The organism is Tsuneonella sp. CC-YZS046 (assembly GCF_035581365.1).
Lineage (GTDB): Bacteria > Pseudomonadota > Alphaproteobacteria > Sphingomonadales > Sphingomonadaceae > JAWKXU01.
On the sequence record NZ_CP141590.1, the window covers coordinates 2328606 to 2341404 of the forward strand.

Annotated in this window: 12 protein-coding genes; 7 read left to right on the forward strand and 5 right to left on the reverse strand. The window is 63.0% G+C overall.

What is annotated here, in order from left to right; translation table 11 throughout:
• The first annotated feature begins 31 nt into the window (after positions 1-31).
• Complete coding sequence (locus U8326_RS11415) at positions 32-1525, forward strand: acyl-CoA synthetase (protein ID WP_324740414.1); 1494 nt, start codon at positions 32-34, stop codon at positions 1523-1525.
• 20 nt (positions 1526-1545) lie between these two features.
• Here U8326_RS11415 and U8326_RS11420 read toward each other — a convergent pair whose 3' ends face one another.
• Positions 1546-3885 (reverse strand): transketolase, encoded by a 2340-nt coding sequence (locus U8326_RS11420; RefSeq protein ID WP_324740415.1) that lies wholly within the window; start codon positions 3883-3885, stop codon positions 1546-1548.
• 105 nt (positions 3886-3990) lie between these two features.
• On the opposite strand from U8326_RS11420, the gene U8326_RS11425 reads away from it, so the two are divergent.
• The gene (locus U8326_RS11425; protein WP_324740416.1) at positions 3991-4482 is read left to right on the forward strand and encodes an Lrp/AsnC family transcriptional regulator; all 492 of its coding nucleotides are present in this window, start codon (positions 3991-3993) and stop codon (positions 4480-4482) included.
• Between the two features lie 45 nt (positions 4483-4527).
• Here U8326_RS11425 and U8326_RS11430 read toward each other — a convergent pair whose 3' ends face one another.
• Genes U8326_RS11430 through U8326_RS11440 form a run of 3 tightly spaced genes read right to left on the reverse strand, consistent with a single transcriptional unit; the run spans position 4528 to position 6613 of the window.
• Positions 4528-4881, reverse strand: a complete 354-nt coding sequence (locus U8326_RS11430) for a hypothetical protein (RefSeq protein ID WP_324740417.1) — start codon at positions 4879-4881, stop codon at positions 4528-4530.
• On the reverse strand, positions 4878-6143 hold the full coding sequence (locus tag U8326_RS11435) for an aromatic ring-hydroxylating dioxygenase subunit alpha (RefSeq protein WP_324740419.1): 1266 nt from the start codon (positions 6141-6143) through the stop codon (positions 4878-4880). Before U8326_RS11435 ends, U8326_RS11430 begins: the two co-directional genes overlap by 4 nt.
• A 59-nt stretch (positions 6144-6202) precedes the next feature.
• Positions 6203-6613, reverse strand: coding sequence for a nuclear transport factor 2 family protein (locus tag U8326_RS11440; RefSeq protein WP_324740420.1), 411 nt, complete (start codon positions 6611-6613; stop codon positions 6203-6205).
• Between the two features lie 499 nt (positions 6614-7112).
• Between U8326_RS11440 and U8326_RS11445 the strand changes: the two genes are divergently transcribed.
• From U8326_RS11445 to U8326_RS11460, 4 genes are all read left to right on the forward strand, one after another.
• The gene (locus U8326_RS11445) at positions 7113-7961 is read left to right on the forward strand and encodes a fumarylacetoacetate hydrolase family protein (RefSeq protein WP_324740421.1); all 849 of its coding nucleotides are present in this window, start codon (positions 7113-7115) and stop codon (positions 7959-7961) included.
• 126 nt (positions 7962-8087) lie between these two features.
• The gene (locus U8326_RS11450) at positions 8088-8843 is read left to right on the forward strand and encodes a TetR/AcrR family transcriptional regulator (protein ID WP_324740422.1); all 756 of its coding nucleotides are present in this window, start codon (positions 8088-8090) and stop codon (positions 8841-8843) included.
• A gap of 130 nt (positions 8844-8973) precedes the next feature.
• Positions 8974-9576: a VOC family protein gene (locus tag U8326_RS11455; RefSeq protein WP_324740424.1), complete on the forward strand. Its 603-nt coding sequence runs from the start codon at positions 8974-8976 to the stop codon at positions 9574-9576.
• 10 nt (positions 9577-9586) lie between these two features.
• A complete protein-coding gene (locus U8326_RS11460; protein WP_324740426.1) occupies positions 9587-10009 on the forward strand; it encodes a nuclear transport factor 2 family protein in 423 nt (140 codons plus the stop codon).
• Positions 10010-10060: 51 nt separating this feature from the next.
• On the opposite strand, the gene U8326_RS11465 is transcribed toward U8326_RS11460, so the two are convergent.
• On the reverse strand, positions 10061-10816 hold the full coding sequence (locus U8326_RS11465; RefSeq protein ID WP_324740427.1) for an SDR family NAD(P)-dependent oxidoreductase: 756 nt from the start codon (positions 10814-10816) through the stop codon (positions 10061-10063).
• A 179-nt stretch (positions 10817-10995) separates the two neighbouring features.
• On the opposite strand from U8326_RS11465, the gene U8326_RS11470 reads away from it, so the two are divergent.
• Positions 10996-12789 carry an FAD-dependent monooxygenase gene (locus U8326_RS11470; RefSeq protein ID WP_324740429.1) on the forward strand — a complete coding sequence of 598 codons (1794 nt, stop codon included), beginning with the start codon at positions 10996-10998 and terminating at the stop codon, positions 12787-12789.
• Positions 12790-12799: the final 10 nt, after the last annotated feature.

Genomic DNA, 12799 nt, shown 5'->3' on the forward strand with positions numbered 1-12799 from the left:
CAGACCAAACGATCCGATAAAGAAGGATGCCATGCACCCCACCCCCTTCCCCCACTTGCGCGAAGGCAATAGCCGGATCGCGCTGGTCGAACAGGGCCGCGCGATCGGCTATGGCGAGTTGAACGGGCGGATCGATCGCTTCGCCAGCGGCCTGCTCGGAACCCGGCAGGACCTGGAGGAAGAGCGGATCGCCTTCTTCCTGCCCGCCAGCCTCGATTATGTCACCGTCATGCATGGTGTGTGGCGCGCCGGGGCCATCTCGGTGCCGCTCAACGTCGCTTCTGCGCTCGCCGAGCTGGATCATTATCTCAGCTGCGCGCGGGTAACCCGGCTGGTGGCAAGCGCCGAAAATCACCCTTTGCTGCGCGATTTGTGCGATCGGCTTGGCATTGAATTGCTTGAGGTTTCCGGCCTGCTGGCGGACGAGATCGCACCGCTCCCAGCGATTGCCCCGGAACGCCGCGCCATGATGGTGTTCACCAGCGGCACCACCAACAAGCCCAAGGGCGTGGTCACCACCCACGCCAATATCGCGGCCCAGATCACCACCCTGCTGGATGCCTGGGCCTGGAGCGAAGACGACGCGATCCCGCTGTTTCTGCCGCTGCACCACGTCCACGGGATCATCAATGTGTTGAGCTGCGCGCTCTGGGCCGGCGCGAAAGTGGATCTTTTCCCGAAATTCGATGCGGGCAGGATCGCGGCGGAAGCGGCAGCGGGCGCCTATAGCGTATTCATGGCGGTGCCGACCATCTATGTGAAAATGCTGCAGTATCTCGACGGGCTGGAACCCGCGGAAGCCCGTCGCATTGGCGATGGCTTCGAGGCGATGCGGCTCAATGTCTCCGGCTCCGCCGCCTGCCCCGTGCCGCTGTTCGAGCAATGGAAGGCGCGCACCGGACAAGTGCTGCTGGAGCGCTACGGCATGACCGAGATCGGCATGGCGATTTCCAACCCCTATCACGGCGAACGCCGCGCCGGATATGTCGGCCAGCCGTTGCCGGGCGTGCAAGTCATGCTGGCGGGCGAGGATGGAGCGGCCATCACGGAAGAAGGCGTGCCCGGCGAAATCCACATCAAGGGCGCGAATGTCTTCCTGGAATATTGGGACAATCCCAAGGCCACGCAGGAAAGCTTCGTGGACGGCTGGTTCCGCACCGGTGACATGGCGGTGGTCGAGAACGGCTATTACCGCATCATGGGCCGCACCTCGATCGATATCATCAAGTCGGGCGGCTACAAGCTGTCCGCGCTGGAGATCGAAGGCGTGCTGCTGGACCACCCCGGTATCGCGGAAATCGCCGTGATCGGTGTGGCCGACGATGTCTGGGGCGAGGCCGTGGGCGCGGTCATCGTGGCGCGCGAAGGCACAGACCTGACCCCCGAGGCGCTCAAGGAATGGTGCGAAGGGAAGCTGTCCGCCTACAAGATCCCCAAGCGCATCCGCTTCACGCAGGCGCTGCCGCGCAACGCCATGGGCAAGGTCACCAAGCCCGATCTGAAACCGCTGCTGCTGGCTGGCTGAGCGCGCTCACGCCCAGCCCCTTATTGCGGAAGGAAAAGCTCCGCAGCGGCATCCATGATCGCGTCGGAATCGAGCCGGTATTCACGATAGAGATCCGGCAAATCCCCGGTCTGGCCGAACCGGTCGATCCCCAGCGGGCTGACCTTCTGGCCGCGCACCCCGCCCAGCCAGGACAGAGCGGCAGGGGCGCCATCGAGGATCGTGACCAGGCCCGCGTGGGGCGCCAGCCGGCGCAGCAGCCGCTCGATATGCGATGGTGCCGCAGCCTCACCTTTCCAGCGCGCGGCCTTGGCAGCCGACCATTCCCGATGCAGCAGGTCCGGCGAGGTCACATTGAGCAGGCCCAGGCCCGGCAAATCTTCCTGCAGCGCGTCCCATGCGGCCAATGCTTCCGGCGCCAGTGCCCCGGAAAAAACAATCGCCGCATCCGCATCGCTTGCCGGTTCCTTCAGCCAGTAGCCGCCTTGCAAGGCCTGCTCGGCCCAGCTCTCGTCCGTCCGCTCGATCTGCTCGATCGCACGCGTGGTCAGCCGGAGATAGACCGAACCGCCGTCATCCGCCTGCATGTGATCGAAGGCCCAGCCCATGATCAGCGCCAGCTCGTCAACGAAAGCCGGTTCGAAATGGGTCAACCCAGGCTGGCCCAGCGCGATCAGCGGCGGGTTGATCGACTGGTGCGCCCCGCCTTCCGGCCCCAGCGTGAGGCCGGATGGGGTCGCGACCAGCAGGAAGCGGGAGTTCTGGTAGCAGCCATAATTCAACGCATCGAGGCCACGCGCGATGAAGGGGTCATAGACTGTGCCGATCGGCAGCAGCCTTTCACCGAACAGCGGGGCGGACAGGCCCAGCGCGGTCAGCATCAGGAAGAGATTGTTCTCGGCGATGCCCAGCTCGATATGCTGCCCGGCCTCATGCCCTTCCCACTTCTGGGGAGATGGAATCTTGGCACCGGCGAACACATCCTTCAGGTGCTGGCGGCGAAACAGCCCGCGCTGGTTCACGAACGGCCCGAGATTGGTGGAAACGGTGACGTCCGGCGAAGTGGTCACAAGGCGGTCGCCCAGCGGCGCGCCGGATTTCGCGATGTCGAGCAGGATGCGGCCGAATGCGGCCTGGGTCGACTGCTCCTTGCCTTCCGGAACCGGAAGCCGGGACGGGACGGGAATCGCCGCCGCCTTCTCCGAATGGCGGGCGAGCACGTCCTTCACCGGCTCCATGAAGGATTGCAGGTCCGCCACCGCATTGTCGCCCAGCCCGGCGAAGGGTTCCCACTCCTCCCCTTCCGCGATTCCCATGGATTCCCGCAAGGCGGCAAGCTGGGTGGGGTTCATCAGGCCCGCATGGTTATCCTTGTGGCCCGCGAACGGCAGGCCATAGCCCTTCACCGTATAGGCGATGAACACGGTGGGCTTGTCGTCATCCGCCTCGGCGAAGGCATCGAGCAGGGTTTCGACGCAATGACCGCCCAGATTGGTCATCAAGCCGCTCAGTTCCCCGTCATCGAAGGAATCGACCAGCTTCAGCGCCTGCCGGTTCCCCGCCAGATCCCTATGCAGCCGCTCGCGCCAGGCCGCGCCGCCCTGATAGGTGAGCGCCGCATATTCGGCATTGGGGCATTCGTCGATCCAGTCGGCGATCGCCTGCCCGCCGGGCCGGGCGAACACCTCGCGCTGGCGCTTGCCATGCTTGAGAGTCAGCACCCGCCAATGACAGGTCTCGAAGATGTCGTCGAAACGGCGGAACATCCGGTCCGCCGTCGTGCTGTCGAGCGACTGGCGATTGTAATCGACGATCCACCAGCAATTGCGGATGTCGTGCTTGAACCCTTCGATCAGGCATTCGTAGATATTGCCTTCGTCCAGCTCCGCATCGCCCATCAGCGCGATCATCCGCCCGGCATCGCTTTCCTTGAGCTGGCCATGCGCGACAAGGTAATCCTGGACCAGGCTGGAAAAGGCGGTGATCGCCACGCCAAGGCCGACCGAACCGGTCGAGAAATCGACCGGGATCTTGTCCTTGGTGCGCGAAGGATAACTCTGCGCACCGCCGAGAGCGCGGAAATGCTCGAGCTGCTCCCGGCTCTGATTGCCGAGCATATAGTGGATCGCGTGGAGCACGGGGCCGGCATGGGGCTTGACCGCCACCTTGTCCTGCGGCCTCAGCGCATGGAAATAGAGCGCGGCCATGATCGTGGTGATGGAAGCGCAGCTGGCCTGGTGCCCGCCGACCTTCAGCCCATCGCGGCTTTCCCTGATATGGTTCGCATTATGGATGATCCATGACGACAGCCAGCGCAGGCGAGCGTCGATGGCTTCGATGCGGCGGATCAATTCCGTGCGAGATGGACGTGGGTCTTTCATGCGCTCCTCCTATCTGCAGGCTAGCGCGGAGCAGCGGCGCATGTCCTTGCTAATTCATGCTGTAAATGCATATACCGCGGCAGAGATAGCCTTATGGATAAGCCTATGAGCAATATTCTGCCAAATTCTCTGGATGAGCATGATCTGGCCATTCTCGACCAGCTGCAGGAAGACGGGCGGCAGACCAATCAGGATCTCGCCGACGCCATCGGCTTGTCGCCCAGCCCCTGCCTGCGCCGCACCAAGCGGCTCGAGCAGGCCGGAGTCATTGCCGGATATGTCGCGCTGGTCGATCCCGCGAAGATGGGCCTGGCCGTCACGGCGTTCGTGCGCATCCGTCTCAGCAGCCAGGACGACGCGCATCTCGCGCGCTTCGAGCAAGCGATCGTGGATATTCCGGAGGTGATGGAATGTTACCTGATGACCGGCGAAGCGGATTATCAATTGCGCGTGCTGGTGCCTTCGCTGGAAGCCTTTGAGGAATTCCTGCGCCATCGCCTGACCCGGATCGACGGCGTGGCGCAAGTGACCAGCAGCTTTGCGCTGCGCCCCGTAACCTACAAGACGCGCCTGCCGCGCCCCATGAAAAAGGGCTAGCCGAAGCCAGCCCTTATGCGTCCCTTTGCGGCGGGGGCAATCGCATCAACCGTAGGGCGTGGACCCCCGGATGGTCTTCAGGCCGGTCGGGAACGGGGCCATCGGCACCCTGGGCTGGCCAAGGATTTCCACGGCGGAAGCGACATGCGCCAGGGTCAGGACCATCCGGCAAAGCAGCCCCACGTCCGGCGGCAGGTCATGCAGCGGGTAGCGGTCGATCAGCCTGATCGCATCGCCGGCCCGCGCCAGCATCGCCTCGTAGAACTCCAGGATGTCTTCCATCGAGGATTGCTCGCGCGCGGCGACACGGGCGTCGGTGTCGGCGCCCGTCCAACGGCCCACGAAGCGCTCCAGTTCTTCGAAGCCCGGGGGAAGACGGGTTGCCTCCATAACCGTCACGACAACGCCTCCCTGACCGATTCCGCTTCGACCCAGCGGACGCATTGTTCCACATGGTGGCGAATGGCGATTTCGCTGTCCTGCAATTGCATGAAACGCTTGCCACCCGATTCCAGGCCCTTCTGGGTCCGCTCCATGCTGGTCAGATCCTCGCAGATCGTGGTCACGACGCGCGAGATATACAGTTCCTGCAGGAACCTCTCCGTCATGGTTTCCGGCTTCGCCATGTAGAACCGGCCTTCATAGCGAGAGCGGTTCGGGCTGAGCGGCCAGAACCAGTGAGTCCAGAACCCGCCGGGGCCGGAATCGATCTGCACATGCGGGAAGACATGATTCACGTCCATCGACCAGCTGGCCGAGTTGGTAGGATTGACCGCGGGATGGCTGAGATAGCCGGCCGCGTCTTCCTTCGTCGCCGCGGCGATCACGCTTCCCCGCTCGCCCAGGGCCGCCGCGAATTGCTCCACGCGATTTTCCGGCTTCATCTGATATTCGGCGTTGCCGAACATCGACACGGCGCGATGCGGGCTGAAGATCTTCGCATCCAGCAACCGCCCGTAGGGGTTGGCGGACGAGGTGAAGGCATCGGACAGGGTTCCGGGATGGATGCAGGAGATGTGATAGGTTTCGGCGAATGCGTCCGAAAGCACCTTCCAATTGACGTTCAGATCGGCCTCGAAAACGATCGGATGCTCGGCGCCGCGATATTGATAGCCTTCAAAATAGCCGCGGAAATCGCCGAGATATTCGTGAAGCGAGACTTCCGGCTCGCTTTGCAGATTGAGGAACACCCAGCCGTCCCAGACCTCGGTCGCGATTTTGGTCAGGCCGCACTGCTTCTTGTCGAGATTGAAGAAATTCGCCTCGTCCGTAACCCCGATCAGGTCGCCTTCATTGGTGTAGGTCCAGCGGTGATAGGGGCAGACGAAGCGGCTCTGCCTGCCTTCGGTGGCATAGACGATCTGGCTGCCGCGATGCGAGCAGGTGTTGTGGAATGCCTGGATCTTGCCGCTCTTGCTGCGCGTAATCAGCGCATTCACGCTGGTCGGCGGCAATTCCTTCACCACGAAGCTGCCGGGCGCCGCCAGTTCCTCTTCCCGGCAGACCAGCAACCACGCACGCTCGAAAATCTGCTTCTTCTCGCGCTCGAAAAAGTCCGGGCAGTAATAGGGCGCGATGGGAACGGGGCCGGTGGAAAGGCCGGCGTTTTCGGTCAGATGGTCGCGTTGCTCCAGTTCAAACTGCTTGAGTTGCGTGGCCATTCGCTTTCTCCTTCACACGCCGGCGCTTTTCGCTCCGCGGCCGCAAGGCGGCCCGGAGATCAGGCCGCCGGTTCAGCGCTCAATGCCTGCAGGCGCTCGGCCATCTCGCCGAAAGCGGCGCTGTCGAAATATTCGTCGATCCGGGTGATCTTGCCGCTGGCCGTCTTGATGACGAGGCAGGCCAGCAGGTCGGGGATCGGCTTGCCATCGTCGAACTTCCCGGCCAGCCGGTGCTGCTGGACAACGCCGTCCGCGATATCGTGACGCACAATGTCCTTGTAACCGAGTTCGGAAGTGATGGCGAAGACCGCCGCCAGCAGCCCGACGTTCTCTTCCTTCGACTGCTCGACATTGGTGCTGCCATGCCAGACCACGATATCCTCGGCATAAAGCGCGCGGACCTGCTCGACGTCACGATCCCCGATTGCCTTGCCGAGCGCATCCGCCAGCGCATTTGCTTCAGTCGTCATCCTTCTCTCCTCTCAGTGACGCAATCTTCTTCATATCCGAAAAGATACGCGTGCATCCATTGGCATTCGAACGGCGTACCGTCCCCGGCACAGCCTGGAACCCTCGCACGGGCTTGATGAACCGCATATTGCCTCTGCAACAGGGGCGAGCGAATCGAGGCCTCCGGCGAAGTTCTTCGACCCTTTCAAATCTCCCTGTAGAGGAAATAATATTGCGACCATTTGGTCAAGAGCAAACTGATCGCGATGCTCTCCCGGCCTTCCCCGGATTGTCCTTCCAGGAAAGCCTCCGGCCTGCTCCCGCCTGCAAAGCCGAGGAAAAAGCAGCGAAATCGTGGCGGAAAATCCGCGATCTACGCATATGACCTGTGGGAGCGAAGCGCCCGGGGATTGACCGCTCACTTGAATCGCGCTCCATTGCGTGTCGATCAGCACATTCATCACCCAACGACCAGAGGCCGGGCACGGCCCCGAGGATTCCCGAGCAGGAGATTGCACTATGAAGCTCGCACGTTTCGACGCCGCGAATGGAGCACAATTGGGCGTCGTGGAAGGAGAGCGGATCGTCGCCCTTCGCGATCTCGGCATCGCCGCCAACGACATGATCGAATTGATCGAAGCCGGGCCTGGCCAATTGCAGCAGATAGCGGAGCGGCTGGCGCAGGCCGGCGAAGGCGCATCCTTGTCCTCCGTCCGCCTGCTCGCGCCGCTTCGTCCGCGCAAGTTCCTGGCAATCGGCATGAATTATCAGCGGCATGCCGACGAAGCGCGCCAGCTCGGGATCACCGTTCCGGACAACCAGCTCTGGTTCAACAAGCAGACCAGCTGCGTTTCAGGCCCGTTCGATCCGATCGAGCCGGGCGTGACGGAAAAGCTCGATTACGAGGTGGAGCTTGGGCTGGTGATCGGAAAGCCGGCGAAATCCGTATCGCGCGACAAGGCTTTCGACCATGTTTTCGGCTATCTGATCGTGAACGACGTCTCCGCCCGCGACTGGCAATTTCATTCCTCCACCATGACCATGGGCAAATCCTTCGACACCCATGGCCCGATCGGGCCGTGGGTCGTGACGGCAGACGAGATTCCCGATCCGGAAGCGCTGGGCGTTCGCTGCTTCGTCAACGGAGAAAAGCGGCAGGACAGCAATACCCGGGATTTCATCCACGGGATCGCGGCCCAGATCGAATATCTGTCGACCGCATTCACCCTGGAAACCGGCGATATCATTTCGACGGGGACACCCGAGGGCGTGGGCGTTGCCATGCAGCCGCCGAAATTCCTCCAGTCCGGAGATGTGGTCCGTTGCGAGATCGACCTGATCGGAGCGATTGAAAACAAGGTCGCATGACGGATCGGCGGCCCTTGCGGGCTTACCAATCCCACTGCACTGGTATATGCAGCTATGCCGGGTGAAGGGGGAAGGAAAAGCAATGCAACCGAAAGAGATAACCGCAGCGAGGCAGGTTTCCGTCCCATGGTGACAGCGGGGCAACCGGCAAATCAACGCAAGGGGCGCGATACCGAACGCCGTCGCAGCGGCCGCACCGCGGTGCGGCTGGGCGAAAGGGAAGCGCATCCCATCACCCAGGATCACCGGGCGGACGTCAGCCGCACGCGGCGGACGACCAAGCGCAGCCGCGATGTTCGCAAGCGCATCCTTGAGGCCGCGCTCGAATGTTTCGGCGCATTCGGCTTCGAGGGAACTTCGACCCGGGCCGTGGCGGACCGGGCCAATGTGACCCACACGCTGGTGCTGTATCACTTCCAGTCGAAGGACCAGCTCTGGATCGCGACCATGGGCGCGGCGCTGGACGCCTATGTCGAGGAAATGGACGAGCATCTTGCCAAGGTCGCTTCCGACACGGGCGCGGCCGGGCTGCGCACCTTCATCGAACAGTTCATCCGCATGTCGTCCAAGCAGCCGCAGATCCATCGCATCCTCACGATGGAGAGCAATCAGGGCACCACGCGGCTGGACTGGGTGGTGGACAATTACCTGCGCAAGCATTTCGAGAAGGTCAGCAGGCTGATCCGGCTTGGCCAGCAGGAAGGCGCCGTGCGCCAATGCGATCCGGCGCGGCTTTACTACATGATTATCGGCGCGGGCGGGACGCCCTTCACCGTATCGACGGAATACAAGGCGCTGACCGGGCGCGACGTGTTCTCCGAAACGGAGATCCTGCGCAACATCGCTTTCCTGTATGAGCTGGTCTTTATCGACGCGCCCTAGGCGACGGATCGCCTGCGGAAGCGACGCCAGGAAGCTGGTTGAACCAAATGCTCAAATATTTTATCATGCCGCTATACGGGCATGCTATGGCCTGCCCGGACCGATAAACAGGAATTGCTGAGAGGAAGAAATGGCGCAAACCCAGGCTGACGCGATCGAACGCCCCCAGGGCGACAAGGCGGTGTCTCCCGCCAAGCTGGCGCATATCGTGCTTCGCACCTCGAATTACGACGAGATGGTGAACTGGTATCAGACGGTGCTGAACGCGACTCCTGCCTTCCGCAACGAAATCCTCTGCTTCCTTTCCTACGATGACGAGCATCACCGGGTCGCCATCCTCAATATGCCCGATCTCGAGGCGCAGAAGGATGGCGTGGTCGGCTTCCACCACGCCGCCTTCACCTATGCCGATCTGGGCGATCTGCTCGCCACCTACCGGCGGCTGCGCGATCAGGGCATCAAGCCGGTCTTCCCGATCAACCACGGGCCGACCACTTCGATGTATTATGCCGATCCGGACGGAAACCAGATCGAACTGCAGATCGACAATTACGACAGGATCGAGGACGCGACCGCCTTTTTCTATTCGGAAGCCTTCGCGGAAAATCCGATCGGGGTCGAGTTCGATCCGGACGAACTGCTCCGCCGGTTCGAATCCGGCGAGCCGGAGGAAGATCTCAAGCGCCGGCCCGACGTCGGCAAGCGCGGCCTCGCAGATGTCAAGCTGCGCTGAGGGATCTGCAATGACCGCGCTTTCCCCCTCGGATCATATCGCCGCCGCCCAGCCGCTGTATCGGACTTTCTGGCTGATCGATAACGGCCGCGCTTCCGAAGCCGCCGCCTATTTCGCAGCGGACGGAACCCTTACCTTCGGAGCGGGAGCGCCGAAGCCCGGCACGATTGCCGGGGAACAGATCGCCCAGGCGATGTCCGCGCGCGAGGCGCAGCGCCAGGTCACATCGCGCCATGTCCTGTCGAATGTGCTGGTGAATTCGCTCGACGATGGCCGCGTCAGGGTGCGCGCCTTGCTCACGCTCTATCGCACCGAAAGCGAAACGCTCACGCCCGACGTCGCCTCGGTGGCGGATATAGAAGATATCCTCGTGCGCAGCGGCGACGAATGGAAGATAGCGGAGCGGCTGATCCAGCCCGTCTTCAATCGCTGACCGGCGGCTTTCAGGCAGGCGAGGCCGCAAGGCCCCGCCCAGCCTGCCCTGTCAGATCGCCGTATGGCCGCCGTCGATGGCGAAGGCCGCGCCGGTCGTGAAGCTCGCCTCGTCCGACAGCAGCCACCTCGCCGCCGTCGCGATTTCCGCAGGCTGCGCGAAGCGGTTCATCGGGTGGACCGCGGCAAGGGCCGGTTCCAGGCCGGGATCATTCGCCATTGCCCCCTTCAGCATCGGGGTCAGCGTGCCGCCCGGCATCACCGAATTGATCCGGATGCCCCTGGTCGCATAGTCGATCGCGCTGCCGCGCGTCAGCCCCAGCACCCCTGCCTTGCTGGCGCAATATTCCGCGCCGTTCGGGAAGCCGACCATCGCCGCGGTGGAGGCAATGTTCACGATTGCCCCGCCCTTCGCCAGCATCGCCTTGATCTGATATTTGTTGCACAGGAACAGTCCGCGCAGATTGACCCCGTGGCAGAGATCCCATTCCTCCAGATCGACCTCGTGCAGCAGCTTCCCGCGCTGCGGCACGCCTGCGGCATTGCACGCCCCGTCAAGCCCGCCGAATTGCGAAATGGCGTGATCGACCATCGCGATCACCGAAGCCTCGTCCGACACGTCGGCCTCGACCGCGCTGGCCGTGCCTCCGCGCTGGACGATCTGGTCGGCGACATTCCTCGCCTTCCCGCCATCGAGATCGGCGATCGTGACCTTGCAACCCGCCTCGCCGAGAAGAAGAGCGGCCGCCTCGCCGATCCCGCTGCCGCCGCCGGTCACGATGATGGATTTTCCCTGCAGACCTTTCATAGCTATCCCTTTTCTCCGTAGTTTTTGCCTTGCCGGGGCAAAGCCGTTAATGCCGTTTAAGCGGCACCTTTGAAATTTGACTGATTGGTCAGCATGACAAAGAGTGCAAGCAAAGAATCGCATATTCCGGCATGCCGCGAAAACAAGAGCGGCGCCTTCAGGCAGAGGACTTCATATCGATGAAACTGATCGAAACCCCGGTTCTGATCGTTGGCGGCGCCGGCTGCGGACTGTCTTCGGCAATCTTTCTGGGCCGGTTGGGGATCGACAGCTGGGTCGTGGAACGGCATCCCGCCACCTCGCCCGCTCCCAAAGCGCATTATCTCAACCAGCGCACCATGGAAATCCTGCGCGAGGAAGGCCTGGCCGAGCATATCTACAGCCGCAGCACCCCGGCCGAGAACATGGCGCGGGTGGGCTGGTACACCACCCTCGGCGGCGATGGAGAGCTGGACCGCAAGCGGATCGGGATCATCGATGCATTCGGCGGCTGCTCGCTGCGCGAAGCCTATGAGGCGGACAGCCCGACCCGCGCGGCCAATTTCGCGCAGATGTATGTCGAGCCGCTGCTGCTGGAACAGACCAGAAAATATCCCGGCATCACCATCAATTTCCATGAGGAGTTCAAGAGCTTCGAGCAGGATGCCGATGGCGTCACTGCGACCATCGAGAATCGCGGCACGGGCGAAACCTATCAGGTGCGGGCGAAATACATGATCGCGGCCGATGGCGGGCGCCTGGTCGGCCCGACGCTCGGCATCGAAATGGATGGGATCGATCGCCTGTTCGACATGGTCACCTGCTGGTTCGCGGCGGACCTCAGCGAATATATCGACGATGATTCCGTCATGATCCGCTGGTTCACCAATCCCGAAAAGGGCGGCTCCTGGGGCAGCGGTGTGATGGTCGCGCTCGGCCCCGAAAACTTCGGGCGCAACAGCGAGGAATGGCTGTTCCACTTCGCCTTCCAGCCCGACGATCCCGCCCAGTTCGATGAGGCGTCGGTGGTACCCCGGCTGCGGGAACTCCTGCGCCTGCCCCACCTCGAGCCGCGGATCATCCGCATGAACAACTGGAAGGTGCAGGGCGTTCTGGCGCGCGAATACCGGCGCGGCCGCATCTTCCTTGCAGGCGACGCCGCGCATCGCCACCCGCCCACCACCGGCCTCGGCCTCAATACCGCGGTTCAGGATGCCCATAATCTCGCATGGAAGCTGGCCGCCGTCCTGACCGGCAAGGCGGGCGAGGACCTGCTGGACAGCTATGAGGCCGAGCGGCGCCCCGTCGCCGCCAACAATGTGAACTGGGCCATGCTCACGTTCCAGAACCACCTGACCATCGATTCCGCGATCGGGCAGATGCCGGGCGCGCCGGTCGAATTCAACCGCGAGGCTTTCCGGAACCTGTTTTCCGATACGCCGCTGGGCGCGGCGCGCCGCCAGATGGTGAACGAGGTGATCCAGACCCAGCGGGCGGAATTCCAGGCCCACGACATCGAGATCGGCTTCTATTATGCCGATGGCGCAGTCATACCGGACGGAACCGAAGCGCCCCCGCGCGGCGCGCTGGGCGATCTGCATACGCCGACCATGCGGCCGGGGCATCGCATGGCCCATGTCTGGCTGACGCGGGACGGCGAGACGGTTTCCACGCTGGACCTTGCCGGGCTGGATCACTTCACGGTTTTCGTGAACGGACCCGCAAACGCCTGGGAATCCGCGGTTTCCCAGGCATCCGGCGCGGCTCAGGTCGATATTCGCCTGGTCAGCGTGGGCAATGGCGGCGAATGGCGCAATGACGACGGCCGGTGGAATGCGGTGAGCGGGCTGGAGCCGGGCGGCGCATTGCTGGTCCGGCCCGACCAGCATGTCGGATGGCGGTCCTCGCAGCCGGTCGGATCACCCGCCGAAGCGCTGGCCGGGGCGCTTTCCACGATCCTTGCGAAGCGGGTGGAAGCGCGGGAAACCGCGTAGATCAAGCTCG

Excerpts from the sequence above, each read along its gene's own strand:
- U8326_RS11415 (WP_324740414.1), top strand. The coding sequence starts at position 32 with ATGCACCCCACCCCCTTCCCCCACTTGCGCGAAGGCAATAGCCGGATC.
- U8326_RS11420 (WP_324740415.1), bottom strand. The coding sequence starts at position 3,885 with ATGAAAGACCCACGTCCATCTCGCACGGAATTGATCCGCCGCATCGAA.
- U8326_RS11425 (WP_324740416.1), top strand. The coding sequence starts at position 3,991 with ATGAGCAATATTCTGCCAAATTCTCTGGATGAGCATGATCTGGCCATT.
- U8326_RS11435 (WP_324740419.1), bottom strand. The coding sequence starts at position 6,143 with ATGGCCACGCAACTCAAGCAGTTTGAACTGGAGCAACGCGACCATCTG.
- U8326_RS11440 (WP_324740420.1), bottom strand. The coding sequence starts at position 6,613 with ATGACGACTGAAGCAAATGCGCTGGCGGATGCGCTCGGCAAGGCAATC.
- U8326_RS11445 (WP_324740421.1), top strand. The coding sequence starts at position 7,113 with ATGAAGCTCGCACGTTTCGACGCCGCGAATGGAGCACAATTGGGCGTC.
- U8326_RS11450 (WP_324740422.1), top strand. The coding sequence starts at position 8,088 with ATGGTGACAGCGGGGCAACCGGCAAATCAACGCAAGGGGCGCGATACC.
- U8326_RS11455 (WP_324740424.1), top strand. The coding sequence starts at position 8,974 with ATGGCGCAAACCCAGGCTGACGCGATCGAACGCCCCCAGGGCGACAAG.
- U8326_RS11460 (WP_324740426.1), top strand. The coding sequence starts at position 9,587 with ATGACCGCGCTTTCCCCCTCGGATCATATCGCCGCCGCCCAGCCGCTG.
- U8326_RS11465 (WP_324740427.1), bottom strand. The coding sequence starts at position 10,816 with ATGAAAGGTCTGCAGGGAAAATCCATCATCGTGACCGGCGGCGGCAGC.
- U8326_RS11470 (WP_324740429.1), top strand. The coding sequence starts at position 10,996 with ATGAAACTGATCGAAACCCCGGTTCTGATCGTTGGCGGCGCCGGCTGC.